The sequence below is a fragment of the Saccharopolyspora sp. NPDC049426 genome (assembly GCF_040676935.1).
In the GTDB taxonomy this organism is placed as follows: Bacteria; Actinomycetota; Actinomycetes; order Mycobacteriales; family Pseudonocardiaceae; genus Saccharopolyspora.
Map to the genome: position 1 here is coordinate 40,339 of NZ_JBFAPZ010000004.1, position 24,076 is coordinate 64,414.

A 24,076-nucleotide genomic window follows, 5' to 3' on the forward strand; every position below is an offset into this window, starting at 1 on the left:
ACTGCTCAGGAGGGGGCGTGATCGCCCGCGCGCTTCGGCGGCTGCTCGGGCAGGTGACGGCGGTGCGCGCGCGGTCCCAGCACGGCGTAGAGGACCGCCGAGACCAGGCCACCGGCCAGCCAGGACAGGTCGACGCCTCCCATCGCACCGGCGATCGGTCCCTGGAAGACCTCAAGGACGCCGTGCATGAACAGCCAGGTGGAGACCACGCCCGCGCCGAAGGAGACCACCGCCGCCCAGTTGACGTCCGGCAGGAGATCGCTGCCGACCGGTGCGAACAACCGGCCCGTCCGGTGGTTGTCGCGTTCGAGCGCGAAGAAGTGGACGAGCATGATCCCGGCCCAGGAGGCGACCCAGGCGACGAGCGAGACGAGCCAGGAGTCCAGCACGGACGCGAGGTCGCCGTGGAAGACGAACAGCGCCACGCACAGCATCGAGAACACGCCCACCAGGACGCTCAGCGTCCGGCGCGAGGCCTTGATGTCCAAGGCCTGCGCGGCGACGCCGAAGGTGTAGATGTTGAGGATGTTCGTGGCGATCGGCCCGTGCACCACCAGGAAGAGCACGGGCACGGCCAGTGAGCCGTAGTTGTCGACGATCAGGCGTCCGGGATCGGCCTCGCCGTTCTTGGTGGCCAGCGAGGCGCCGAGGACGCCGAGCCAGACGACCGGGAGGAACTGCCCCAGCGTGCTGGCGAGGTAGAGCCTGCGTCGCGGCACGGTCGTGCTGACGAAGCGAGAGTAGTCGGCCGCGTAGGTGAACCAGGTGATGCCCCAGCCGATTCCGATGGCGGTCATGACCGCGGTCATCGCGCTGAGGCGTTCGATGCCGGTCAGCACCTGCCCCGGCGGGCCCGCGTAGCTCCAGTCGATCTCCAGCCCGGTCCACGCGACCAGCGACATGAGGACCAGCACGGCGATCGTCGGTGGGACGGTCCAGCGTTCGAAGCTGGAGATCGCGCGGTACCCGAACCAGGAGATGAGCACCTGAGCGACCATGATCACCGCCGCCACGGCGAGTTTGGCGGCGTGGTTCTCGGCGGCCGGGTCCACCACCCCGAGCTCGCTGAGCAGCGCCATGACCAGGTCCAAGATGATCCAGGTGTTGACCGCGCACCACCCCACGGCCAGCAGCGCCTGGATCGCCGCGGGCAGGTACGCCCCCCGGCGGCCGAACGCGGCACGGGACAGCACCATCCCGGTAGCGCCGGTCCGCTGACCGAGCAGCACGAACAGTCCGAACAGGGCCATCCCGACGAAGTTGCCCGCGATCAGCACGATCAACGTGTCGGACAATCCGAGACCGAGCTCGATGCCCAGCGCCCCCAGCACCCAGTTGATCGGTGCGATGTTCGCTCCGGCCCAGATCCAGAACTGCCCCGAGACCCGGCGCGTCCTGGACTCGTCGGGGATCGGCTGGAGGCATTCCTCCAGGTCACCTCTTGCGGGGTCGTCACCTGCCGGACTCGTCATCGGATCTCCCCTCCACGCTGGCCTTGGCGAGATCTCATGCTTCTGGCCGGGGGAGGAGGAAACAAGGTACATTCCGTCAACCAAATGTCGATCGCAGGTGGACGATCTGTCATGAAGATGTCGCTGGACGAGGTGCTGCGCCACCGCAGCGTGCAACGCGGGGAACCGGTGCTCCTGGTCGGTTCCGAGGCGGGTTCGCGCAGCGTGCGGTGGGTGCACTCCAGCGAGGTCATCGACATCGCCCCCTTGCTCCGGGGCGGGGAGCTGCTGCTCACCGGGGGAGTGGTGCTCTCGGAGGTCTCGCCGTCGCGGCAGCGCTCCTACGTCCGCGAACTGGCCGCTCGCGGTGTGACCGCGCTCGCGGTCGAGACCGCCAGCAGCGGTCTCGGAGTGCCGGACGCCCTGATCGACGAGTGCGCCAAGCACGGCTTCCCGCTGATCCGGTTCGACCGCGCTGTCCCCTTCGTGGAGATCACGGAGGGCATCAACGGCCTGATCATCAACGATTCGGTGCAACGGCTGCGCCTGGCCGACTCGATCTCCGACGCGCTGTCGGCGGAGCTGACCTCCGGCGCCGGTCTGCAGGAGCTCACCGGCGCGCTCGCGGAGCTCACCGGCGCTGCGGTCGTCGTGCGGGATCGCTCGGGCGCCGTGCTGTCCCGAGCGCCGGAGCGGGCAGCAGGTGATGCGAGCGAGGTCGTGACCTGGCGCGCCACCGTCGCCGTGCACGGCATCAGCACGGCGAACCTGGAAGTGCTGGCCGCTCCCGGTGCTGATCCGCTGGTGCTGGAAGCCGCGCTCGGCCGCGCGCCGCAGGCGTTCGCCCTGGCGTTGCTGCGCGCGCAACCGCCCACTCCCCGGATGCGGGCCACCCGCGCTCTGTTCCAGCACCTCCGCGATCCCTCCGCCGCGCACGAGGACCTCGACGTCCTGCTCGCCAACTCCGGGTTGGCGGGCACGGACGCCTTCGTCGCCGTCGTCACCGGTGGCGATGACCCGGGGGTGCGCGAAGCGCTGGAGCAGCAGTTGCAGCGGAACGGGCGGATGGCGGTCGGTCATGCCGATGGGCAGGAGTACCTCGCCCTGGTCGCGCTGGATTCGCGGCGGCCCGAACGCTCCCGGCGGGATCTGATCGACGACGTGCGCCAGCTGGGAGTCCTGGGCCCGGAGCACCCGGCCGTCGGGATCGGACCGCTGGTCAGCGGGAGCGGCGGAATCCCGCACGCGGTGGCCGAAGCGCGTCGCTGCCTCCAGCTGGATCTCGCCGACGGCGAGGCGACCCGGGTCGTCGACGCCGCTGACTGGTCGTTGCACCGGCTCGTGCACCAGCTCGACGCCGATGAGGTGCTGCAGGGGTTCGTCCGCGAGCAGCTCGGGGCGTTGCTCGACGAGCCGCGCGAGACCCGGGACCGCCTGCTGCGGACCCTCGAGGTCTTCTTCGACTGCGGGGCCAACAAGACCCGGGCCGCCGAGCGGCTGCACGTGCGGAGGCAGACCCTCTACCAGCGGTTGGACAAGCTGTCGGCGTCGCTGGGGATCGACGTGACCGACCCCGAGAAGCTCGGCGACCTGCACGTGGCGGTCCGGCTGCGCAACGTGCTCACCGGACGTGGGCGGGGTTGACGCGCGCGGTTTTCGAGGAGGAGTTGCTTCCTCCGGGGTTCAGGTGCGCACTTTTTCAACCCGGCGGGGCGGAATGTGGAAGTTTGTTCGGATCTTCGTGTTTCGCGGATGTGGCGCGCGTGTTTCTGAAATCGGTCTCCGATGAAGTTTCCCGAAACTGCGTTGTGTGGCGAGAGTCGCCAAATTATCCTGACCGGACGAAATCCGTCACGGGTCGCTTTTCCGGCGTGAAAGTCGTTCGGGCGCAGTGCTAGTGGAGTCATGAACAGCGGTTTCGCCGTTTTTGACGCGCGGTTTCGCGATGTCCGAGCGCGTTGTGCGCATGATCGGCGTGTGCCTTACAGTCGGTCGCGAACTGCGGTGATGCGAGGTGCTTTCATGAATCTCACTCCGTCTGACACGGAGAAGTTGTTGTTGAGCGTCGCCGGAATGATCGCCCGAGATCGACGGGAACGCGGCGTCCTGCTCAACCATCCAGAAGCGGTCGCCCTGCTGTCCTGCTGGGCGATCGAGCGCGCCCGGGAGGGTTTCACCGTGGACGCGCTCATGAACGAGGGGAGGCACGTGCTCACGCGAGACGAAGTGATGGAGGGCGTCCCCGAGATGCTCCCGGACGTGCAGGTCGAAGCGACCTTCCCCGATGGGCGCAAGCTCGTCACGATCACGGAGCCGATCTCGTGATCCCAGGAGAGGTCCGCGTTCGCGAAACGCCCGTCGAGCTCAACGCCGGGCGCGAGCGGCGCACGCTGCTGGTGGTCAACGACGGTGACCGGCCCATCCAGATCGGGGCGCACCTGCACTTCCCGGACGCCAACCCGGCGCTGACCTTCGACCGCGACGCCGCCCGCGGCTTCCGCCTGGACGTCCCCGCGGGGACTTCGGTGCGCTTCGAGCCCGGCGTGAGCAGGCTCGTGGAGCTCGTGGCGCTGGGCGGGACCGGGCGCGTGGCCGGCCTGCAGATCCGCGATCGGAACGTCACCGGCGAAGCGGTCAACGACGAATCGGCCACCGACGAGCGCGGTGGCGAGCAGCAGCACTCCGAGGAGGGGCAGTGAGCCAGATCGGTCGTCGCGAGTACGCGAACCTGTACGGGCCGACCACGGGTGATCAGGTCCGGCTCGGCGACACCGACCTGTGGATCGAGATCGAGCAGGACTTCTGCGTCGGCGGCGACGAGGCGGTGTTCGGCGGTGGGAAGAGCATCCGCGAGTCCGGCGCGCAGGGCACGACCACGCGCGCGGAGGGCGCTCTCGACCTGGTTATCACCAACGTGATCGTGCTCGATCACTGGGGCGTCGTCCGCGGTGACGTCGGCATCCGCGACGGACGCATCGTCGCGGTGGGCAAGTCCGGGAACCCGGACGTGATGGACGGCGTGCACCCGGACCTGAAGATCGGACCGACCACCGACGTCATCGCGGGGGAGCGCAGGATCCTCACCGCCGGTGCGGTCGACACCCACGTGCACCTGCTCACCGAGATCGAGCTGGCCGAAGCGCTGGCCACCGGCACCACGACCGTGGTGGGCGGCGGCACCGGGCCGACCGAGGGGACGAAGGCCACGACCGTCACCCCGGGAGCCTGGTCCCTGGCCATGATGCACCGGGCCCTCGACCACCTCCCGCTCAACGTCATCCTCTTCGGCAAGGGCAGCACGGTCAGCGCCGAGGGGCTCGCTGAGCAGGCCCTGGCCGGTGCGGGCGGGTACAAGGTGCACGAGGACTGGGGCGCCACCCCGGCGGCCATCGACGCGGCGCTGCGCGCCGCCGACGAGTACGGCCTGCAGGTCGCCCTGCACTCGGACAGCCTCAACGAGACCGGCTACGTGCAGCACACCCTCGACGCGATCGACGGCCGCGGCATCCACGCGTTCCACTCCGAAGGCGCCGGTGGCGGGCACGCGCCCGACATCATCGTCGTCGCGGGGGAGCCGAACGTGCTGCCGGCCTCGACGAACCCGACCCTGCCGCACACGATCAACACCGCCACCGAGCACCTGGACATGCTGCTGGTGTGCCACCACCTCAACCCTCAGGTGCCCGAGGACCTCGCGTTCGCCGAGTCGCGCATCCGCCCGACGACGATGGCCGCCGAGGACATCCTGCAGGACATCGGCGCGATGTCGATCACCTCGTCCGACGCGCAGGCTATGGGACGCATCGGCGAGGTGGTGTGCCGCACGTGGCAGGTCGCGCACGTGATGAGGAACCAGCGCGGACCGCTGGGCTCGTCGCTGCCCGCCGACAACGAACGCGCCCGCCGCTACGTCGCCAAGTACACGATCTGCCCCGCCGTCGCGCACGGCATCGACCACGAGGTCGGTTCGATCGAACCGGGCAAGCTGGCCGACCTCGTGCTGTGGGACCCGGCCTTCTTCGGCATCCGCCCGCTCACCGTGATCAAGGGCGGCGCCGCCGTGTGGGGCGCGCTCGGAGATCCCAACGCCACGATCCCGACACCGCAGCCGGTCATGATGCGCCCGGCGCTGCCCCAGGGACCGGCGTCCGCGCCGCACCTGTCGGTGAGCTTCGTGGCGCAGGCGGCGCTCGACGATGGTCTGGCCGACAAGCTCGGCCTGCGGCGCAGGCTCGCCGCGGTGCGCGAGACCCGCGGTGTCACCAAGCACGACCTGCCGAACAACACGGCGCTGCCGCGGATCGAGGTCGACCCGGAAACCTTCGGCATCAGCATCGACGGTGAGCGCGTCCGCCCGAACCCCGCCGAGACCCTCCCGCTCGCCCAGCGCTACTCGTTGTTCTGAGGAGTGGGTGATGGACCCGGATCTGGGAGCGATGCTCCTGGCAGACGCGCGGCTTCCCACCGGCGGGCACGCGCACTCCGCCGGTCTGGAACCGGCGCTGGCGGCCGGTCTCGAGCGCGCGGAGGTGCCCGAGTACATCCGCGCTCGACTGCGCTCGGTGGCACTGGTCGACGCCGCGGCCGCCGTCCTGACCCTGCGGGCGGCCGGGGAGCAGCACGTCCGGCTCGACGAGATCCACGAGGCGCTGCTGGCGCGCACGCCGACCGAGCCGGTGCGCGCGGCCTCCGCCCTGCTCGGGCGGGGACTGGTCCGGCTCGCCGAGCGGTTGTGGCCGGACCATCCGGCCGTGGCCGCTCTCGGCGCGATCGGGCCGGGGCCGCAGCGCCCGGTGGCCCTCGGCGTGGTCGCGGCCGTCATGGGGCTGGACGAGTCGCGCGTCGCGCGGGCGTGCCTGTACGAGGACGCCCAGACGGTCGCGGCGGCGGCGCTCAAGCTGCTGCCCGTCGATCCCGTCGACACCGCGCGCTGGATATGGGAGTCGGCGGCGGTCGTCAGCGAATCCGCGGAGATCGCCGTCGCGGTCACCTGCCCGGCCGAGATGCCCGCCGTGACCGCACCGCTGGCAGAGCACTGGGCTCTGCAGCACGAGAACAGCACGAGGAGGATTTTCGTTGCCTGAGCACGAACACCGCGACACCAGCGCCGCGTCCCGTCCGCTGCGACTGGGGATCGCCGGGCCGGTCGGCACCGGCAAGAGCACCCTGATCGCCACGCTGTGCCGGCAGCTCGCCGATCAGCTGGAGCTCGCGGTGGTCACCAACGACATCTACACCGACGAGGACGCCCGGATGCTGCGCGCCGCAGGCGTTCTGCCGGTGGAGCGGATTCGCGCCGTGGAGACCGGAGCGTGTCCGCACACGGCGATCCGGGACGACGTCACCGCCAACCTCATCGCCGTGGAAGATCTGGAACGCGCCTTCAGTCCGCTGGACGTGGTCCTCGTCGAGAGCGGCGGCGACAACCTCACGGCTACCTTCAGCCCCGCGCTGGTCGACGCCCAGATCTTCTGCATCGACGTGGCCGGTGGCGGCGACGTCGCGCGCAAGGGAGGTCCCGGCATCGAACGAGCCGACCTCCTCGTGATCAACAAGACCGACCTCGCCCCGCACGTGGACGTCGACGTCGCCCAGATGATCATCGACGCCGAGTCGGTGCGCTCCGGACTGCCCACGCTCGCGCTGTCGCGCACGGATCCGACGGCCGTCGGTGACCTGTGCGAGTGGGTGCACCACCTCGTGGCCGAGCACCGCCGGGGTGCGCACACCGCCTCGGACCCGGGCCCGATGGCCCCGCACGTCCACCACGGGTGACCGCGCGATGGCAACGGTGTCCGTCGAACTCGTCGACGGCGTCGCGCGGGCCGCGGTTCTGCGGGCCGGGGACCACCTGCGCCCCCGGCTGCTCGGAATCGACGGACCGCGCGTGCGCATCGCGCTCGTCGGCGTGTGCGCCACCCTGCTCGCCGGAGACGACCTGCGAGTGGAGGTCGCGGTCGGCAGCGGTGCGCACCTCGAACTCGTCGAACCCTCGGGCATGGTCGCCTACGACGCGCGGGGCGGTCACCAGCGCTGGGCGGCCGACGTGCACGTTGAAAGCGGTGGTTCGCTCGTCTGGGCCACGGCACCGTTCGTGGTTTCCGGCGGCGCCGACGTCGAGCGGCGCACCGGCATCGTCCTGGACGACGGCGCGGTCGCTCTCCTGTCCGAAACCCTGGTGCTCGGGCGCAGCGGCGAAGAGGGCGGCGGGTTGCGCTCGAAGCTGCGGTGCGCCTTGGCGGGGCGGGACCTCCTGGTCGAAGACCTCGACCTGCGCTCGCCGGAGCTGAGGAAGGCGCCGGGAATCCTCGGTGACTGCCGGGTGCTCGCCACGGCCGCGCTGCTCGGTGCTCGCCCGGGCGAGCGGGTTTCCCCACCGGAAACGCCCCTCGCGGGTCCCGGATCCATCGCCCGCTCGCTCGCCCCGCACGCGCACAGCGCCGAGGAGGCCCTGCGGGGCACGTGGGAGCGCTGGCGGCGCTTCCTCGCCTCCAACACCTGAGCCCGACGAGGGCGAGCCGCGCGAAAACCCGGGACGGGATGGGAGTTCCAACGGGGTTTCAGATCCGGTGTGATCGGCCTCGTGTTCGTCCGTGATGGACACCTGACGGGAATATGCGAGGCCGGCAGTCCGCGTCGCTCAGCGGCCGGCGAGGCGTTCGGTGACCTCGTGGGCCGCGGCCTTCGTGGCTTCGGCGATGTCGGCGACGACCTCGCCGAGGCGGGAGGTCGGGCCCGCCAGGGCGATGGCCGCCACGACGCGGCCCTTGCCGAAGATCGGTGCTCCGACCCCGGTGATGTCGGGGAGCGTTTCGCCGCGGTTGATCGCCACCCCGGCCTGCGCGACCTCGTCGAGCTCGTGGCGGACCTGGTCTTTCCGGGGCATGTCGGCGAGGTGGCCGGTCAGGTAGTTCTCCCGGAAACGCTCGGTGCCGAAGGCCAGCAGGCACTTGCCGGAGCTGGTCGGGTACAGCGGGCGCCGGATGCGCAGCGGGGCGGAATAGCGGATGGGTTGCGTGGATTCGATGGCATCGGTGTAGACGAGGGAGCTCCCGACCGGGGAGGCCAGCATGACGGTCTCGTTGAACTGGCGGTGCAGCTCCTCCATGGCGGGGCGGGCGGCTTCGGCGATCGTGGGCGGCGCCGCCGCGAGCAGAGTGTTGATCGCCGGGCCGATGGTGTACGCGCCGCCCTGCTCGCGCAGGTAACCGTCGGCGACCAGGCCCTTGACCAGGCCGTGCAGCGAGGACCGGGGTGCGTCCAGCTCGGTGGCGAGCTCGGACAGCCGCACCCCGGACCGGCGCGATGCGGCGAGTTCGAGGATCGTGGTGATCCGCGAAACGGTCCGGTGCGCTTTGGCTGCTCCCGATTCGGCAAGTGGCACTGCGTTCCCCATCGTGTTGACCGACCGCGTCCGGTGTCGAACTTACCGCCGGTGGTTCAGGACCGGCCGCCCACTGCTGCGGCGGGCTGCGCCTCGTCGGCTTCGACCGCCTTGATCTGGTCGAACAGCGCGCCCACGGCGATGAGTGCGGCTCCGCCGATGAACATCAGCGACACCGCCCAGGTGGCGTGCCCCGGGGTGGCCGTGACCAGGGCGAGCGCGGCCACCGGTGCGAGTCCTCCGGAGAACGCGCCGCCGACCTCCCGGCCGGTTCCGAGCCCGGAGACCCGGGTCCGGGTCGGGAACTGCTGCGAGAGGAACGCGCCCTGGGCGCTGAGCATGGCGGGCACCACCACGCCGGTGGCGAGGATGAGCGCGGTCCAGATCGCCACGTGCTGCCCGGTGTCCAGCAGCCAGAAGAACGGGAAGGCCAGTGCCGCGGTGGCGGCCGCGCCCACCAGGATGACCGTCTTGGCGCCGACGACGTCGCAGATCCGGCCGGCGATCGGCACCGTGATGATGGCGCAGGCGCTGGCCAGCGTGATGCCGAAAGCGCCGACGTTGGCGGGCACGTCGCGGAACGTGGTGAGGTAGGACAGCGAGAACGTCTTGAAGATGTAGCTGACCCCGTTGTAGCCCAGGGTGACCGCCATGACCACGGCGAGACCGCGCCAGTTGGACTGCAGCAGCGAGCGCAGCGGCCTGGCCTTCGCGCCGACCCTCGCCGTGCGGGCCGCCTTCTCGAACTCCGGGGTTTCCGGCATCTGGCGGCGCACCCAGAAACCGAGTCCTGCCAGGGCGAAGGTGGCCACGAACGGAATCCGCCATCCCCAGTCGTAGAGGAACTCGTCGCTGAAGCTGGTCAGCACGGTGACGGTGAGCGAGGACCCGAACAGTCCGATGTTGACACCCAGCGCGGGCAGCGATCCTTTCCGCCCGCGGGTCTTGGCGTCGGCGTGCTCGTAGGCCACCGCCGTCGCGCTGCCCAGCTCGGCCCCGGCGCCAAGCCCCTGGAGCAGGCGCAGCAGCACCAGCAGGATCGGCGCGACGAGGCCCACCGAGGAGTAGGTCGGCAGCAGGCCGATGAGTCCGGATGAGATGCCCATCAGCAGGAAAGTGGCCGACAGCACGGTCTTCCGGCCGAACTTGTCGCCGATCAGGCCGAAGACGATGCCGCCGAAGGGTCGGGCGAGGAAGCCGACCGCGAAGGTGGCCATCGACGCCAAGGTCGCCGTGGTCGGGTTGCTCGCGGGGAAGAACAGCTTGCCGAAGACCAGCGCGGCCATCGAGGCGTAGAGGTAGAAGTCGAACCACTCCAATGCCGAGCCGATCACCACCGCGGGCCCGACGGACTTGCGGGAGGACGGATCTGGCGGTGCCGAGGCGGCGTTGTTCAGCGTCATTGCTCGAATCCTCTTCGACGGTGGTGGTCGCGGAGATCGCGTGAGAAGCCGCGGAAAGGGCGTTCGCAAATACCAACGAGGTGTCGCAAACGGGAACATATGGAGTGAAGCGAGTCACTGTCAAGCAGTTGACACCAGCGCCGCCGCGCACGAGTCTGTGTCCCATATCAGTCGTGGTGTTCGCAAATAAGAACATCTGGGTTGGGAGAGGACCAGGGAATGCACTTCGAACTGTCCGCGGATCAGGCCAACCTCAGGGCGGGGGCGCGCGAGCTGGCTCGCAGCTTCTCCGACGACTACTGGGCCGACTGCGACGCGGACAACCGGTTCCCGTGGGAGTTCTACAACGCCTTCGCCGAGGGCGGCTGGCTCGGCATCGCCATCCCCGAGCAGTACGGCGGTGGCGGGCTCGGAGTTCTCGAAGCCGCGCTGCTGCTGGAGGAGGTGGCGGCCTCCGGTGCCGGCATGAACGGGTGCAGCACCATGCACCTGACCATCTTCGGGTTGAACACGATCGTCAAGCACGGCAGCGAGCGGCTGCGCGAGGAGGTCCTGCCCGCGGCCGCGGACGGTTCGCTGCACGTGTGCTTCGGGGTCACCGAACCCGACGCGGGCACCGACACCACCCGCATCTCGACCTTCGCCGAGCGCGTCGACGGCGGCTACCGGATCAACGGCCGCAAGGTGTGGATCACCAAGGCGGGCGACTCGCAGAAGATGGTGCTCATCGCGCGGACCACGCGGCGTGAGGACGTGGCCCGGTCGACCGACGGCATGTCGTTGTTCCTCATCGACATCGACCCCGAGCGCGTGCACCTGAGTCCGATCCCCAAGCTCGGCCGCAACGCGGTCTCCTCCTACGAGGTGGTCATCGACGACCTGTTCGTGCCGGAGAGCGCGCGGATCGGAGCCGAAGGCGACGGTTTCCGGTACCTCCTGGACGGTCTCAACCCGGAGCGGATCCTGCTGGCCCACGAGGCGCTGGGCATCGGCCGCGCGGCGCTGGACAAGGCCGTGCGCTACGCCAAGGAGCGCGTCGTCTTCGACCGCCCGATCGGCCAGAACCAGGGGATCGCGTTCCCGCTCGCCGAGGCGGCGACCCGGCTCGACGCCGCCGAGCTGATGGCGCGGAACGCCGCGTGGCGCTACGACCAGGGGTTGTCGTGCGGGAAGGAGTCGAACATGGCGAAGTGGTTGTGCGCCGACGCGGGTTTCCACGCCGCCGACCAGGCGATCCAGACCCACGGCGGCATGGGCTACGCCCGGGAGTACCACGTGGAGCGCTACTTCCGGGAGTCGCGGATCCTCCGGCTCGCCCCGGTCAGCCAGGAGATGGTCATGAACTACGTGTCCCACCACGTCCTCGGCCTGCCCAAGTCCTACTGAGCGCGCGGCGGAGCGAACCGTCCCGCCACCCGGCGAAGCACGAACCGTCGAAGGACCAGACGAACAGGACCACCACCGATGACCACACCTGAACCCGCCGGCAGCTTGCGCGGAATCCGCGTCCTGGACCTGTCCCGGATCCTCGCCGGTCCGCTGTGCGCGCAGATGCTCGCCGACCACGGAGCCGAGGTGATCAAGGTGGAGCCGCCGGCCGGCGACGACACCCGCACCTGGGGACCGCCGTTCGTCACCGACTCGATGAGCGCTTACCACGCCGGGATCAACCGCAACAAGGCCAACATCTGCCTGGACCTCACCGAGCCGGAGGGTCAGCGGCTGCTCGGCGAACTGCTCGCCGGAGCCGACGTCGTGGTGGAGAACTTCAAGGCGGGCACGCTGGCCAAGTGGGGGTTCTCCGACGAGGAGATCGGCACGCGCTTCCCCCGGCTGGTGCACTGCCGCATCACCGGTTTCGGCACCGACGGGCCGATGGGGTCCGCTCCCGGCTACGACGCGATCCTGCAGGCCTACGGCGGGTTGATGAGCGTCAACGGCGAGCCGACTGGTCCGCCGCTGCGGGTCGGCGTGCCGATCGTCGACGTGGTGACCGGCATCTACGCCTTCTCCGGCATCCTGCTGGCGCTGCACGATCGGCGCACCAGCGGACGCGGCCAGCTGGTGGACTGCGCCCTCCTGGACACCGCCGTGTCCCTGCTGCACCCGCACTCCTCGGCGTGGCTAGCCTCGGGGCAGACCCCGCAGCGCACCGGATCGGCGCACCCCTCGATCGCGCCCTACGACACCTTCGAAGCGGCGGACGGGCTGATCTTCATCAGCGGCGGGAACGATCGCCAGTTCCAGACCCTGGTGGACGTGCTGGAGATCCCGGCCCTCGCCGAGGACTCCAGGTTCACCACCAACGCAGACCGGGTGCGCAACATCGCCACGCTGCGCGAGCTGCTGGCCGAGCGGATCAGCACCAGGAAGCGCCACGAGCTGAGCGAGGCGCTGGTGGGCCGGGGCGTGCCCGCGACCCCGGTGCACCACGTCGGAGAAGCGCTGACCGATCCGCAGGTCAGGCACCGGAACATGGTCGTCGAGCACGACGACTACCGCGGCATCGGGCTTCCCATCAAGCTCGGCAGGACTCCCGGCAACGTCCGATCGGCGCCGCGCGAGCAGGGCGCCGACACCCGGCGCATCCTCGCCTCGCTCGGTTGCAGCGACGAGCAGATCACCGCCCTCATCGAAGCCGACATCGCCCTCGGCGACCAGACCTGAGGAGTGCTCACCGGCCTCGCCCGTTGCCGGTCAGGTGCCGGGTGAGGACGTGGGCCTCGTGGAGCAGGAGGGCGCCGAGCTCCGGTTGGCGGGCCGGTTTGAACCGGGACTCGATTCCGGTGAGGGTCAGGGCCCAGGCGGGCTTGCCGGTGTGGTCGAACACGGCGGCGGCCATGCCCCAGCTGCCCTCGACGACCAAGCCGGGGTTCACGGCGTAGCCGCGGCGGCGGGTTCGGTCGATGCGGGTGCGGATCGCCTCGGGGGAGTGGTCCTGGCCCCAGCGGGCGGTCAGATCGGTGCCTCCGAGGTAGGAGTCGATGTCGGCGTCGTCCTGGAAGGCGAGCAGCACCAGGCCCGCGGAGACGACCCCGAGCGGGAAGCGCGCGCCTTCGTAGAGCACGAACGAGCGGATCGGGAAGTCGCCGTCCTCGCGCAGCAGGCACACCGTCTCCTGGCCGCGCAGTGCAGAGAAGAACGCGCTCTCACCGGTCTTGGCGGCCAGCCGGTGCACGCTGTCGCGCGCGTGGTGGGTGACGTCGTACCGGCTCCCCGCGGTCTGGCCGAGCAGGTAGAGCTCGGGTCCGAGGAACCAGTTGCCGGTGTGCAGGTCGCGGTCGACGAATCCTTCCTCCGCCAGCGAGCTGAGCAGCCGGTGCGCGGTCGGGCGCGGGAGCCCGGCGCCGCGTGCGAGGTCGGTCGTCGTCGTGCCCTCCGCGTTCGTGGCGGACAGCGCGCGCAGCACGGCGCCGATCTTGCCGACCAGGTGGGCGTTCGGGCCGTCGCTCATGGAGCCATCGTAGCGTCCGCTGAGTGGACGCGTTCCGGCCGAGCCGGTCACCGAGCGAGCGGATCGCGCCCGAACAAACCCGGAACGTTGCGGTAACGGCCTCGCGGGCTCTTTACTCCCCGACGTCCGTCAAGTGGACGTGGGAGAGGTGATGAGGTGTCGAAGCTGCGTTCCGACGCGGAGGTGGCGCTGCGCGGTGTGCTCACGGACGGCATGACGCTCGCCGTCGGTGGGTTCGGCCTGTGCGGTGTTCCGAACGATCTGATCGAGGTCGTGCGCGACAGCGGCGTCAGGGATCTGACGGTGGTGTCGAACAACATGGGCGTGGACGGCAAGGGCCTCGGGCTGCTGCTGGAGAACGAGCAGGTGTCCAGGGTGATCGCGTCCTACGTGGGTGAGAACAAGCGGTTCGCCCAGCAGTACCTGGACGGGACGCTGGAGGTGGAGTTCGCGCCGCAGGGGACGCTGTCGGAGCGGTTGCGGGCCGGTGGCGCGGGCATCGCCGCGTTCTACACCCGCGCGGGCGTGGGCACCCCGGTCGCGGAGGGCAAGCCGGTGGCGGAGTTCGACGGGATGACCTACGTCCAGGAGCGGGCGATCGTCGCTGACGTCGCGCTGGTGCACGCCCACACCGCCGACCCGGCGGGCAACCTCGTCTACCGCGCCAGCGCCCGCAACTTCAACCCGGTCGTGGCCACGTGCGGGCGGGTGGCGGTGGTCGAGGTCGAGCACCTCGCCGAGGAGCACCTGGACCCCGAGCGGATCGTGACTCCCGGCATCCACGTGGACCGCCTGGTGCGGGCCAAGCCGCGGGTCAAGGACATCGAGAAGCGCACCGTGCGCCCCCGAACCACCGCCTCGACGAACTAGGAGCAGCACATGAGCTGGACCCGTGACGAGATGGCCGCCATCGCCGCCGCCGAGCTGCGCGACGGCGACTACGTCAACCTCGGGATCGGCATCCCGACCCTGGTCGCCAACCACGTCCCGGACGGCGTGCAGGTGACCCTGCAGAGCGAGAACGGCATCCTCGGCGTGGGCCCGTTCCCGTGGGAGGGCGAGGAGGACGCCGATCTCATCAACGCCGGCAAGCAGACCGTCACGGTCAACCCGGGCGCCAGCTACTTCGACTCGGCCGCATCGTTCGGCATGATGCGCGGCGGGCACATCGACATCGCCGTGCTGGGCGCGCTGCAGGTCAGCAGCACCGGCGACCTGGCGAACTGGACGATCCCGGGTTCCCTGGTCAAGGGCATGGGCGGTGCGATGGACTTGGTCGTGGGCGCTCGTCGCATCGTCGTGCTCACCGACCACGTGGCCAAGGACGGCACCCCGAAGCTCGTCGAGCGCTGCACCCTGCCGCTCACCGGCGCCGGCGTGGTCGACCGGATCGTCACCGACCTGGCCGTGCTCGACGTGACCCCGGACGGCCTGCACCTGGTGTCGGTGGCACCGGGAGTCACCCCGGAGGAGGTGCGGGCCAAGACGGGAGCTCCCGTCCACCAACCGGTTCCCGCGGGCACCTGACCGGCGACGGCGGCCGGATTAGGTCTCGGTGCCCTCGCCGCCGAGATCCCCCGGCCGCCGGACCGTCGTCGCGCGGAATGGCGATCAGTTGGCCGCCGGGCTGCAATGGGGCGGATGCACCAGACGAGTGGGCGGTCCGGCCGCGCGGGCGAGGGGAGGTGCCGTGCCACGAGCTGAGCTGGACGCCGCGCACATCACCGACCCCGCCCTGCGCCGCTCCTACGAGCTCTGCCGCGGCCTCCACGCCCGCCACGGGAGGACCTACTTCCTGGCCACCCGCCTCCTGACGGCCGCGCAACGACCCTCGGTGCACGCCCTCTACGGCTTCGCCCGCTGGGCCGACGACATCGTCGACGAGCCGCGCGAGCACGAGCGGCCCGAGCGGTGCGCGGACCGGCTCAGCGGGCTGGGCGCCGCACTGATCTCGGGCATCCGGAGCGGGAGCTGCTCCGATCCGCTGCTGGCCGCCGTGGTCGACACCGCCGTGCGGCACGAGCTGTCGAGCGATCTCTTCGAGGACTTCTTGAGGTCGATGCGCATGGACCTCTCGGTGCGCGACTACCCGAACCGCGCCGCGCTGGGCCGCTACATGCGCGGTTCCGCCGAGGTGATCGGACTGCAGGTGCTGCCGGTGCTGGGCGCTGTCGTTCCGCTCGACGAAGCCGCGCCGCACGCGGCAGCGCTCGGCCGGGCGTTCCAGCTGACGAACTTCCTGCGCGACGTCGCCGAAGACCTCGAACGCGGTCGCGTCTACCTCCCGGCCGACGAGCTCGCCGCGCACGGAGTGGACCGGGACCTGCTCCTGTGGTGCCACCGGCACCGCCGCACGGATCCGAGGGTGCGTGCGGCGCTCGTCGAACAGCACGCGCTCACCCGGGAGATCTACCGGTTCGCCCGGGTCGGGATCAGGATGCTGGACCCGGTGTCGCGGCCGTGCGTGGAGACCGCGTACGCCCTGTACTCGCGGATCCTCGAGCGCATCGAAGCCGACGACTTCGCGGTGTTCACGCGCCGCGCGGTGGTGGGCAAGGCCTACCGCGCGCGCATCGCCGGTGCCGCGCTGCTCCGGGCCGTCCGGGCGCGCGAGCGCGGTGCGCGCCGGCCCGCACCCACGAGAGGTGCTCGGTCGTGAAGGCCGACCAGTGGCAGTACCTGCTGGTGATGGCAGGATGCCTTCTCCTGGTGCTCCCGCTGGAGTGCCTCGGCGCACGCGTGCTTCGCCAACCAGGGAGGATCGCCGCCGCAGTGCTGCCCGTGGCGTTGATCTTCCTGGTGTGGGACGCGGTGGCCGTCTGGGCCGAGGTGTGGAGCTTCAACCCGCGCTACACGCTGGGGGTCTCGCTGGCCGGGATCGTGCTGGAGGAGTTCCTCTTCTTCCTCGTCATCCCGCTGTGCGCGTTGCTGACCTACCAGTCCGTCGAAGCGCTGACGCGGCGCGTCCGAGGCACCCGCGGCGACCTGGAGGTGCACCGGTGACCGGGCTCGGGTACACCGTCCCGGCGCTGCTGTCGGTGGGCGTCGTGATCCTCCTGGAGTGCGCCGTGCTGCGCACCGGGCTGTTCGCCAAACCGGCCTACTGGATCTCCCTGGTCATCGTGCTGGCGTTCCAGGTCCCCGTCGACGGTTGGCTGACCAAGCTCGACGCGCCGATCGTCGTCTACGATCCCGCGCACCTCAGCGGCATCAGGTTCCCGTGGGACATCCCGGTCGAGGACTTCCTCTTCGGCTTCTCCCTGGTCACGGCGGTGCTGCTGGGGTGGGAGCGGCAGCGCCACCGACGTGGTCGAACGGGGGCCGCGCGATGAGGCGCAGGCAGACCACGCTCCGAACCGGCGCCGTTCCGGCGGCCTTCGACGGCGCAGCCGCGTCCTACGACGCCCTCGTGGCGGCCGACCCCGGCTACCACCGCCACCTCCGCGCTTCTGCCCTCCGCATGGGACTGCCCGGAAACGGTGCCGGGCTGCGGGTGCTCGACGCCGGGTGCGGCACAGGTGCGTCCACGGAAGCGGTGCTCAACGCCGCACCGCTGGCGCAGGTCGTCGCGGTCGACGCGTCCGAGCAGATGCTGCGCCGTGCTCGGCTGAAGACGTGGCCGCCTTCGGTGCGCTTCGCGCACTGCCGGGTCGAAGACCTGCCCAGCGCGGGCGAAGACGGCCCGTTCGACGCCGTCTTCGCCGCCTACCTGGTCCGCAACCTGGACGATCCCGACGGGCAGCTGCGCGCGTTCCGGAGGCTGCTGCGCCCCGGCGGCAGGCTCGTCGTGCACGAGTTCTCGGTGCGCGATTCGATGCGGGCGCGCGCGGTCTGGAACCTGGTGTGCTGGACGATCATCATCCCCGCCGGCACCGCGGCGAGCGGGAGTTCCGCGCTGTACCGGTACCTGTGGCGCAGCGTCCGGTCGTTCGACGGGGTCGAGCGCTTCCAGCGGCGACTGCTGGACTGCGGTTTCACCGACGTCGAGACCCGGACGATGTCGGGGTGGCAGCGGCGCGTGGTGCACACCTTCCTCGCCAGGACACCGTCCGGGAACACCACCGATGCGTGACCAGGGCTGCGCGGACCCGCGGGCGGTGCGGCACCGGGCACCGCCGGGAGCAGCGGACGCGGGTGCGCTCGGGCGCAGACCCCGCGCCGTGGTCGTCGGGGGTGGGATCGCCGGGCTGTGCGCGGCGACCGGCCTGGCCGAGCGGGGCGTGGCGGTCGAGCTCGTCGAGCGCAACAGCTACCTCGGCGGTCGCGTCGGTGGCTGGACCGAGCGGCTGCCCGACGGCGAGGAGGTCGCGATGAGCCGCGGTTTCCACGCCTTCTTCCGCCAGTACTACAACCTGCGGAAGTTGTTGCGCAGATCCGACCCCGGCCTGGAACGCCTCGTCGCCCTGCCCGACTACCCGCTGGTCGACGCCGAAGGCCGGACCGACACCTTCCAGGGCCTGCCCCGCACGCCACCGTGGAACGCGCTGCTGTTCGCCTTGCGCAGCCCCACGTTCCGCCTCTCCGACCTCGCCAGACTGGATCCGCGCGCCGCGGCGCCGTTGGCGGCCGTGTCGGTCCCGGAGACCTACGACCGGCTCGACCACGTCGACGCCGCGACGTTCCTCGACCGCATCCGCTTCCCCGAAGCGGCCCGGCACCTGGCGCTGGAGGTGTTCTCCCGCAGCTTCTTCGCGAGCCCGGACCAGATGTCGGCGGCGGAGCTCGCCACGATGTTCCACATCTTCTTCCTCGGCTCCAGCGAAGGACTGCTGTTCGACGTCCCGGACGCGGGTTTCGAGCGGAGCCTGTGGGATCCGCTCCGCACGTACCTGAGCGCGCTCGGAGTCGAATTCGACCTGGGCACCGCGGCGTCGGGAATCGAACGCGGCGCCGACGGCACCTACCGGGTGCGCCGCGACCGCGGCGCACCTCTGGACGCCGACGGCGTGGTCATCGCCGCTGACGTGCGAGCGCTGCGACAACTCCTGGACGACTCGCAGGACCTCGAGGTGCCCGGCTGGTCGGAGTCGGTGCGCGGGTTGCGAAGTGCTCCCTCGTTCTTCGTCCAGCGGCTCTGGCTTGACAGGCCCGTCGAGCCGCACCGATCGGCGTTCCTGGCCACCAGCGGCCACGGCCCGCTCGACAACATCAGCGTGCTCGACCGCTACGACGGCGAAGCCCGCGACTGGGCGGCCCGGCGCGGTGGATCCGTGGTCGAGCTGCACGCCTACGCCGTGGCCGATCACCCGGGGGACTGCGCGGGGACGCGCCGGCTGGGAAGCGAACTCGTGCGGCGGCTCCACGAGCTCTACCCCGAGACCGCGCGAGCCGGTGTCGTCGCGGAGTCGGTGCTGTGGCGTCAGGACTGCCCGCTGTTCGGAGTCGGCGATTTCCTCCGGCGGCCTGGGGTGACCACTCCGCACGAGGGTCTCGTGCTCGCCGGGGACGGCATCCGGGTCGACCTGCCCGTGGCGCTCATGGAACGGGCCGCGACCACCGGTTGGCACGCTGCCAACCGGCTCCTCGCCCACTGGGGTCTTCGCGGGCACGAGCTGCGCTCGGTTCCCACCCGCGGTCGCAACGGCCCGCTGCGGCGGCTCGCCCAGCGAGAAGGGAGCACTCGGCGGTGAACATCCTCGATCAGTGGCCCGAGAGGTGGCCCCTGCAACCCGTTCCCAGGTCCGCGTGGGCCGAGCAGCACCCGACCTTCCCCGAGGCCGAGCCGCGCATCATCCGGGCCGCGCTGGCCAGGGCCGAACGCCGATCCGGCGGCAACTGGTACGTCTTCGCAGGCAGCCGCCAGGTTCGCGGCGACCGGCCGCTGGGTTTCCACGTCGCGGGCACCGAACTCGTGGCGTGGCGCGATCGGTCGGGCGCGCTGCGGGTCGGGCCGGGTGCCTGCCCGCACCTCGGGGCTCCGCTGAGCGAGGCCGCCGTGCACTGCGGAGCTCTCGTGTGCCGGTGGCACGGGATGCGCCTGGGGCACCGCGGCCGCCCGGGGTGGAATCCGCTGCCCAGCCACGACGACGGCGTGCTCGCCTGGGTCCGGCTCGACACCGCGGGCGACGAGGAGCCGCTCGACGAGCCGGTGATCGCCGCCCGTCCGCTGGCCCGCGGCAGCATCGACGCGGTCATGACCGCGACCGGTGTCTGCGAACCGTCCGATGTGGTCGCCAACCGCCTCGATCCGTGGCACGGGGCGTGGTTCCACCCGTACTCGTTCACCCGGCTCCGCGTCCTGGAAACCCCGCCGCTCGACGGCGCGGAACCCGAGAAGGACCGCTACCTCGTCGAGGTCACCTTCCGCGTGGCGGGACGCCTCGGCGTTCCCGTCCTCGCCGAGTTCACCTGCCCGGAGGCGAGAACGGTGCTCATGCGCATCCTCTCCGGGGAAGGCGCGGGCAGCGTGGTCGAAACGCACGCCACACCGGTGGGGAGCACGGCCGATGGCCGTCCGCTCACGAAGGTCGTCGAAGCCGTCGTCGCGTCCTCGGGCAGGACGGGCTTCCGGATCGCCAGGAACGCGGCGACGGTGCTGCGGCCGGCCATGGTGCGGGCGGCGCGCAGGCTCTGGCGGGACGACCTCGCCTACGCCGAACGCCGGTACGCCGTCCGCACCGGCCGGCACGATCGCCGAGGGCAGCCCTGAGGTGTCCGGGTCCGCTTCAGTCCGGCATGGCGCCGGTGGTGGCGAACTCGAGGCGGCGGGCCACGGACACGGCCTGATCCGCGAAGCGCTCGTAGAACCGGGCGAGCAGCGCGAGGTGGATCGCCGAGGCCACGCCGTGAGGCCAGCTCTCGCTGCGCACCGCGGCGTCCAGCCGGCTGCTCAGAGCATCGACCTCGTCGTCGGTGCCGCTCAGCCAGGCGGAGTCCGCGGGGCCTGAACCCCGGATCAGCTCCTGGAGGGAACGGGCCATGGTCACGGTCACCTCGCCGAGGGCGCCCACGGTGTCGGCGACCTCGTCGTGGACGAGCGGGTCCGGGTGGCTGTAGCGGACCAGACCCGCGACGTGGGCGGCGAGATCACCCATCCGCTCGACCTTCACCCCGCAGTAGAGGACGGCCAGGACGGTGCGCAGATCACCTGCGACGGGTGATTGCAGCGCGAGCAGCCGCTGGGCGTGGTCCTCGCAGGTGTTGCGCGCGGTATCGAGCTCGGCATCGGCGGTGAGGACCTGCTCGGCCAGCGACACGTCAGCCGTGGTGGCAGCCTGTGTGGCGAGACGCATGGCCTCGGCCGCTTGGCCGACCATCGCGGCCAGCTGCTCGCCGAGCGCCACGAGTTCGCCGTGGAACGCTTCACGCATCTGATCTACCCTAACCGGACGTACCGGGTCGTGCGTGCCCGGGAACGGCCTCGTCCGGCCAAGCGGGTGCGCGGCCCAGGTCAGCGGCGATCCGCGACCCTCAGTCGGCCTTGCGGGCCTCCAGGAAGCGGCGCCGCCCGAGGTCCAGGTCCACGATCGGCTCCGGGTAGGACAGCGCGCGTCGTTGGTCGGCGGGCAGCTTCCACGGCGTGTGCACCGCAGGGCCGTCGATGTCGCGCAGTTCCGGTACGTATCGCCGCACGTAGTCCCCGCGCGGGTCGTAGCGCTCGGCCTGGCGCAGCGGGTTGAGCACCCGGTTGGGCCGGGTGTCGGTGCCGGTCCCGGCCACCCACTGCCAGTTCATCTGGTTGTTCGCCACGTCCCCGTCCACGAGGTGCCAGAGGAAGTGCCGGGCGCCGACCCGCCAGTCGTGGTGCAGGGTCTTGGTCAGGAAGCTGGCGGTGATCATCCGGGCGCGGTTGTGCATCCAGCCCTCCCGCAGCAGCTGGCGCATGCCCGCGTCGACGATCGGATATCCGGTGCGTCCCTCCGCCCAGGCGCGCAGCTCCTCCGGCGCGTCGCGCCAGTCGTCGCCGCGCGGGCGGTAGTCCTCGGTCGAGGTGCGCGGGTTCGCGGCCAGCACCTGGTGGTGGAAGTCCCGCCACGCCACCTGCCGGACGAACTCCTGCGCCCCCTGGGTGCGGGTGCCCACCCGGTGCACCACCTCGGTCGGCGAGAGCGTGCCGAAGTGCAGGTGGGGCGACAACCGCGAGGTGCGATCGCCGGCGAGGTCGTCGTGCCCGGACGAGTAGTCGTCGACCAGCTCGTCGGCCCATTCCGACAGCAGGCTCCGGCCGTTGCGCTCACCGCCTCGGACCAGGTCGGGTCCACGGCCGGGTCGCCGTCGCTGATCTCAGCGGCCTCCGGAACCTTCCCCGGGTCGAGGTCGGGCATGCGCAGCCGGTCCGGTGGGGGCAGCGGTGACCGCTTCCCGGTCTCCTGCCAGCGCCGGAGGTAGGGGCTGAACACCGCGAAGTGCGCGCCGCCGCCGGACGGGGTGACCGCACCGGGTGCCACGGCGGTGATCGACGCCTCGTGCAGGTGCACCCTCACGTCGAGCTCGTCGACCAGCGTGTCCTGCCTGCGCTGCGCGTGACCGCTGACGTCGGCAGCGAGGTGGACGTCGGTGACGTCGTGCTCGGCGACCAGTTCCGCCAGCTCCTGCAGCGGATCGCCGCGCCGGACGACCAGCGCGGCACCCCGTTCGCGCAGGGCGTCGTCCAGGTCGGCCAGGCTGCGGGCGAGGAAAGCGGCGCGGTTGGGCCCGGGGAAGCCCGTTCCGGTGATCGCGGGGTCGAGGACGAACACCGGGATCACCCGGTCCGCGCCGGTCGCCGCGGCGTGCAGCACGGGGTTGTCGTTCACCCGCAGGTCACGGGTGAACAGGGCGACGGCGACGGTCATCGGAAGGCACCTCACGGGTCTCGGTCGTGCGAGTTCACCAGCATGCCCGAATGGTTCAGCAAGACCCGCCTGCGTGCCGCGGCGCGTCGCGGATGCTTTGCGGAACGCCTCGGTTCGGGGAACCATCGCGGTATGCGGTGCGTGGTCATGGGTGCGACGGGTTACATCGGTGGGCGGTTGGTGCCCGAGCTGCTCGCTGCCGGGCACCGGGTGCGGGTGTTCGCCCGCACCCCGGAGAAGCTCGACGACATGCGGTGGCGCGACCAGGTGGAGGTGGTGCAGGGTGACGTCTCCGATCCCGGGAGCGTCGCGCGGGCGCTGTCGGAGCAGCAGGTCGTCTACTACCTGGTGCACTCGCTGACCAGCCGGAACTTCGTCGCGCTGGATCGCGCTGCGGCGCGCACCGTCGCCGACGCCGCGCGGGAGGCGGGAGTCGGGCGGATCGTCTACCTGGGCGGGATCGTGCCGGGCGAGGAGGAGCTCTCGCCGCACCTGGCGTCGCGGACCGAGGTGGGCCGGGTGTTCGCGGACTCGGGTGTGCCGACGATCGTGCTGCGGGCGGCGGTGATCATCGGCTCGGGGTCGGCGAGCTTCGAGATGTTGCGGTACCTGTCGGATCGGCTGCCGGCGATGGTCACGCCCCGCTGGGTGCACAACCGGATCCAGCCGATCGCGGTGCGCGACGTGCTGCACTACCTCGTGCGCGCCGCCGAGATTCCCGCCGAGACCAGTGGTGCTTTCGACATCGGTGGTCCGGACGTGCTGACCTACCTGGACATGATGCACCGGTACGCGAAGGTCGCCGACCTGCCGCGGCGGGTGGTGCTCCCGGTGCCGGTGCTGACGCCCTGGTTGTCGGCGCAGTGGGTCAACCTGGTCACGCCGGTGCCCAAGGCGATCGCCGTCCCGCTGATCGAATCGCTGGTGCACGAGGTCGTCTGCCGCGACCACGCGGTGGCGAACCACATCCCGGACCCCGAGGGGGGCTTGACCAGCTACGAACGCGCGGTGGAGCTCGCGCTGGCGCGGATGCGCAGCGCCGAGGTGCCGACGCGGTGGTCGGACGCCACCGGACCGACCGCGCCGTCGGATCCGCTGCCCAGCGACCCGGAGTGGACCGGTGGCAGCGTGCGCGAGGACGTTCGTGAGCAGCGCACGACTGCGTCGGTGGAGGCGTTGTGGGAGGTCATCGAGTCGATCGGCGGTGAGAACGGCTGGTACTCGTTCCCGCTGGCCTGGTCGGTGCGCGGCTGGGTCGACCGGCTGGTCGGTGGGGTGGGCCTGCGGCGAGGCCGCCGGGACCCGCACCGGTTGCACGCGGGGGAGGCGCTGGACTGGTGGCGGGTCGAACACGTCGACCGGCCCAGGCTGCTGCGGTTGCGGGCGGAGATGAAGGTGCCCGGTCGTGCCTGGCTGGAGCTCGCCGTGGAACCCGCGGACGGCGGCGGTGCGCTCTACCGGCAGCGCGCGGTGTTCGAACCGCACGGGTTGACCGGACAGCTCTACTGGGCGGTGATCTCCCCGTTCCACGGTCTCGTGTTCGGCGGGATGGTCCGCAACATCACGAGCGCCGCCGACCTCCGCCGCGCACCTCGAACGCCGCGCTGAAC

24 protein-coding genes and 1 pseudogene are annotated in these 24,076 nt (G+C 71.0%); 18 read left to right on the plus strand and 7 right to left on the minus strand.

What is annotated here, in order from left to right; genetic code table 11:
* Positions 1–5 precede the first annotated feature (5 nt).
* The gene (locus tag AB0J78_RS09110) at positions 6–1,472 is read right to left on the minus strand and encodes a cytosine permease (RefSeq protein WP_363788186.1); all 1,467 of its coding nucleotides are present in this window, start codon (positions 1,470–1,472) and stop codon (positions 6–8) included.
* 111 nt (positions 1,473–1,583) lie between these two features.
* Between AB0J78_RS09110 and AB0J78_RS09115 the strand changes: the two genes are divergently transcribed.
* From AB0J78_RS09115 to AB0J78_RS09145, 7 genes are all read left to right on the plus strand, one after another.
* Positions 1,584–3,095: a PucR family transcriptional regulator ligand-binding domain-containing protein gene (locus tag AB0J78_RS09115; RefSeq protein WP_363788187.1), complete on the plus strand. Its 1,512-nt coding sequence runs from the start codon at positions 1,584–1,586 to the stop codon at positions 3,093–3,095.
* Positions 3,096–3,473: 378 nt separating this feature from the next.
* The gene (locus AB0J78_RS09120) at positions 3,474–3,776 is read left to right on the plus strand and encodes an urease subunit gamma (RefSeq protein WP_363788188.1); all 303 of its coding nucleotides are present in this window, start codon (positions 3,474–3,476) and stop codon (positions 3,774–3,776) included.
* Complete coding sequence (locus AB0J78_RS09125; RefSeq protein WP_363788189.1) at positions 3,773–4,150, plus strand: urease subunit beta; 378 nt, start codon at positions 3,773–3,775, stop codon at positions 4,148–4,150. The genes AB0J78_RS09120 and AB0J78_RS09125 overlap by 4 nt, the downstream gene beginning before the upstream one ends.
* On the plus strand, positions 4,147–5,856 hold the full coding sequence (locus AB0J78_RS09130) for an urease subunit alpha (RefSeq protein ID WP_363788191.1): 1,710 nt from the start codon (positions 4,147–4,149) through the stop codon (positions 5,854–5,856). The genes AB0J78_RS09125 and AB0J78_RS09130 overlap by 4 nt, the downstream gene beginning before the upstream one ends.
* Before the next feature lie 10 nt (positions 5,857–5,866).
* Positions 5,867–6,535, plus strand: a complete 669-nt coding sequence (locus tag AB0J78_RS09135; protein WP_363788192.1) for an urease accessory UreF family protein — start codon at positions 5,867–5,869, stop codon at positions 6,533–6,535.
* Entirely contained in the window at positions 6,528–7,226 is a 699-nt protein-coding gene (gene ureG, locus AB0J78_RS09140; protein ID WP_363788193.1) for an urease accessory protein UreG, read from the plus strand. Before AB0J78_RS09135 ends, ureG begins: the two co-directional genes overlap by 8 nt.
* A 7-nt stretch (positions 7,227–7,233) precedes the next feature.
* The gene (locus tag AB0J78_RS09145) at positions 7,234–7,953 is read left to right on the plus strand and encodes an urease accessory protein UreD (RefSeq protein WP_363788194.1); all 720 of its coding nucleotides are present in this window, start codon (positions 7,234–7,236) and stop codon (positions 7,951–7,953) included.
* A gap of 138 nt (positions 7,954–8,091) precedes the next feature.
* Here the strand turns inward: AB0J78_RS09145 and AB0J78_RS09150 are convergent, their stop codons facing one another.
* Both AB0J78_RS09150 and AB0J78_RS09155 read right to left on the minus strand, forming a co-directional pair.
* The gene (locus AB0J78_RS09150; RefSeq protein WP_363788195.1) at positions 8,092–8,835 is read right to left on the minus strand and encodes an IclR family transcriptional regulator; all 744 of its coding nucleotides are present in this window, start codon (positions 8,833–8,835) and stop codon (positions 8,092–8,094) included.
* A gap of 56 nt (positions 8,836–8,891) precedes the next feature.
* Positions 8,892–10,238, minus strand: coding sequence for an MFS transporter (locus AB0J78_RS09155; RefSeq protein ID WP_363788197.1), 1,347 nt, complete (start codon positions 10,236–10,238; stop codon positions 8,892–8,894).
* A gap of 219 nt (positions 10,239–10,457) precedes the next feature.
* Between AB0J78_RS09155 and AB0J78_RS09160 the strand changes: the two genes are divergently transcribed.
* Together AB0J78_RS09160 and AB0J78_RS09165 are read left to right on the plus strand one after the other, a co-directional pair.
* Entirely contained in the window at positions 10,458–11,624 is a 1,167-nt protein-coding gene (locus AB0J78_RS09160) for an acyl-CoA dehydrogenase family protein (RefSeq protein WP_363788198.1), read from the plus strand.
* 78 nt (positions 11,625–11,702) lie between these two features.
* A complete protein-coding gene (locus AB0J78_RS09165) occupies positions 11,703–12,905 on the plus strand; it encodes a CaiB/BaiF CoA-transferase family protein (RefSeq protein ID WP_363788199.1) in 1,203 nt (400 codons plus the stop codon).
* 7 nt (positions 12,906–12,912) lie between these two features.
* Here the strand turns inward: AB0J78_RS09165 and AB0J78_RS09170 are convergent, their stop codons facing one another.
* Positions 12,913–13,692 (minus strand): IclR family transcriptional regulator, encoded by a 780-nt coding sequence (locus tag AB0J78_RS09170; protein ID WP_363788200.1) that lies wholly within the window; start codon positions 13,690–13,692, stop codon positions 12,913–12,915.
* Between the two features lie 156 nt (positions 13,693–13,848).
* Here AB0J78_RS09170 and AB0J78_RS09175 point away from each other — a divergent pair, with 156 nt between their 5' ends.
* The 8 genes from AB0J78_RS09175 to AB0J78_RS09210 all read left to right on the plus strand — a co-directional run bounded on the left by AB0J78_RS09175 (position 13,849) and on the right by AB0J78_RS09210 (position 20,341).
* Complete coding sequence (locus AB0J78_RS09175) at positions 13,849–14,562, plus strand: CoA transferase subunit A (protein WP_363788201.1); 714 nt, start codon at positions 13,849–13,851, stop codon at positions 14,560–14,562.
* A gap of 9 nt (positions 14,563–14,571) precedes the next feature.
* Entirely contained in the window at positions 14,572–15,219 is a 648-nt protein-coding gene (locus tag AB0J78_RS09180) for a CoA transferase subunit B (protein ID WP_363788202.1), read from the plus strand.
* Between the two features lie 163 nt (positions 15,220–15,382).
* Positions 15,383–16,351, plus strand: a complete 969-nt coding sequence (locus AB0J78_RS09185; protein ID WP_363788203.1) for a phytoene/squalene synthase family protein — start codon at positions 15,383–15,385, stop codon at positions 16,349–16,351.
* A complete protein-coding gene (locus AB0J78_RS09190; protein ID WP_363788204.1) occupies positions 16,348–16,695 on the plus strand; it encodes a lycopene cyclase domain-containing protein in 348 nt (115 codons plus the stop codon). The genes AB0J78_RS09185 and AB0J78_RS09190 overlap by 4 nt, the downstream gene beginning before the upstream one ends.
* On the plus strand, positions 16,692–17,024 hold the full coding sequence (locus tag AB0J78_RS09195; protein WP_363788206.1) for a lycopene cyclase domain-containing protein: 333 nt from the start codon (positions 16,692–16,694) through the stop codon (positions 17,022–17,024). The genes AB0J78_RS09190 and AB0J78_RS09195 overlap by 4 nt, the downstream gene beginning before the upstream one ends.
* Positions 17,021–17,764, plus strand: coding sequence for a class I SAM-dependent methyltransferase (locus tag AB0J78_RS09200; protein ID WP_363788207.1), 744 nt, complete (start codon positions 17,021–17,023; stop codon positions 17,762–17,764). The genes AB0J78_RS09195 and AB0J78_RS09200 overlap by 4 nt, the downstream gene beginning before the upstream one ends.
* Positions 17,757–19,322, plus strand: coding sequence for an FAD-dependent oxidoreductase (locus tag AB0J78_RS09205; RefSeq protein WP_363788208.1), 1,566 nt, complete (start codon positions 17,757–17,759; stop codon positions 19,320–19,322). Before AB0J78_RS09200 ends, AB0J78_RS09205 begins: the two co-directional genes overlap by 8 nt.
* 2 nt (positions 19,323–19,324) lie before the next feature.
* Complete coding sequence (locus AB0J78_RS09210) at positions 19,325–20,341, plus strand: DUF5914 domain-containing protein (RefSeq protein WP_363788879.1); 1,017 nt, start codon at positions 19,325–19,327, stop codon at positions 20,339–20,341.
* Positions 20,342–20,357: 16 nt separating this feature from the next.
* Here the strand turns inward: AB0J78_RS09210 and AB0J78_RS09215 are convergent, their stop codons facing one another.
* The 3 genes and pseudogenes from AB0J78_RS09215 to AB0J78_RS09225 all read right to left on the minus strand — a co-directional run.
* The gene (locus tag AB0J78_RS09215; protein WP_363788209.1) at positions 20,358–21,002 is read right to left on the minus strand and encodes a PhoU domain-containing protein; all 645 of its coding nucleotides are present in this window, start codon (positions 21,000–21,002) and stop codon (positions 20,358–20,360) included.
* A 100-nt stretch (positions 21,003–21,102) separates the two neighbouring features.
* Positions 21,103–21,768, minus strand: coding sequence for an FAD-binding domain-containing protein (locus tag AB0J78_RS09220; protein WP_363788210.1), 666 nt, complete (start codon positions 21,766–21,768; stop codon positions 21,103–21,105).
* A 260-nt stretch (positions 21,769–22,028) separates the two neighbouring features.
* Positions 22,029–22,592: pseudogene (locus tag AB0J78_RS09225) on the minus strand (deoxyribodipyrimidine photo-lyase); the annotation flags it as partial.
* A 6-nt stretch (positions 22,593–22,598) separates the two neighbouring features.
* Between AB0J78_RS09225 and AB0J78_RS09230 the strand changes: the two are divergent.
* The gene (locus AB0J78_RS09230; RefSeq protein ID WP_363788211.1) at positions 22,599–24,074 is read left to right on the plus strand and encodes an SDR family oxidoreductase; all 1,476 of its coding nucleotides are present in this window, start codon (positions 22,599–22,601) and stop codon (positions 24,072–24,074) included.
* Positions 24,075–24,076: the final 2 nt, after the last annotated feature.

What these genes read in the sequence shown, in the direction of transcription:
- AB0J78_RS09165 (WP_363788199.1), top strand. Translation starts at nt 11,703, where the DNA reads ATGACCACACCTGAACCCGCCGGCAGCTTGCGCGGAATCCGCGTCCTG.
- AB0J78_RS09200 (WP_363788207.1), top strand. Translation starts at nt 17,021, where the DNA reads ATGAGGCGCAGGCAGACCACGCTCCGAACCGGCGCCGTTCCGGCGGCC.
- AB0J78_RS09170 (WP_363788200.1), bottom strand. Translation starts at nt 13,692, where the DNA reads ATGAGCGACGGCCCGAACGCCCACCTGGTCGGCAAGATCGGCGCCGTG.
- AB0J78_RS09180 (WP_363788202.1), top strand. Translation starts at nt 14,572, where the DNA reads ATGAGCTGGACCCGTGACGAGATGGCCGCCATCGCCGCCGCCGAGCTG.
- AB0J78_RS09110 (WP_363788186.1), bottom strand. Translation starts at nt 1,472, where the DNA reads ATGACGAGTCCGGCAGGTGACGACCCCGCAAGAGGTGACCTGGAGGAA.
- AB0J78_RS09115 (WP_363788187.1), top strand. Translation starts at nt 1,584, where the DNA reads ATGAAGATGTCGCTGGACGAGGTGCTGCGCCACCGCAGCGTGCAACGC.
- AB0J78_RS09205 (WP_363788208.1), top strand. Translation starts at nt 17,757, where the DNA reads ATGCGTGACCAGGGCTGCGCGGACCCGCGGGCGGTGCGGCACCGGGCA.
- AB0J78_RS09120 (WP_363788188.1), top strand. Translation starts at nt 3,474, where the DNA reads ATGAATCTCACTCCGTCTGACACGGAGAAGTTGTTGTTGAGCGTCGCC.
- AB0J78_RS09215 (WP_363788209.1), bottom strand. Translation starts at nt 21,002, where the DNA reads ATGCGTGAAGCGTTCCACGGCGAACTCGTGGCGCTCGGCGAGCAGCTG.
- AB0J78_RS09155 (WP_363788197.1), bottom strand. Translation starts at nt 10,238, where the DNA reads ATGACGCTGAACAACGCCGCCTCGGCACCGCCAGATCCGTCCTCCCGC.
- AB0J78_RS09135 (WP_363788192.1), top strand. Translation starts at nt 5,867, where the DNA reads ATGGACCCGGATCTGGGAGCGATGCTCCTGGCAGACGCGCGGCTTCCC.
- AB0J78_RS09145 (WP_363788194.1), top strand. Translation starts at nt 7,234, where the DNA reads ATGGCAACGGTGTCCGTCGAACTCGTCGACGGCGTCGCGCGGGCCGCG.
- AB0J78_RS09230 (WP_363788211.1), top strand. Translation starts at nt 22,599, where the DNA reads ATGCGGTGCGTGGTCATGGGTGCGACGGGTTACATCGGTGGGCGGTTG.
- AB0J78_RS09160 (WP_363788198.1), top strand. Translation starts at nt 10,458, where the DNA reads ATGCACTTCGAACTGTCCGCGGATCAGGCCAACCTCAGGGCGGGGGCG.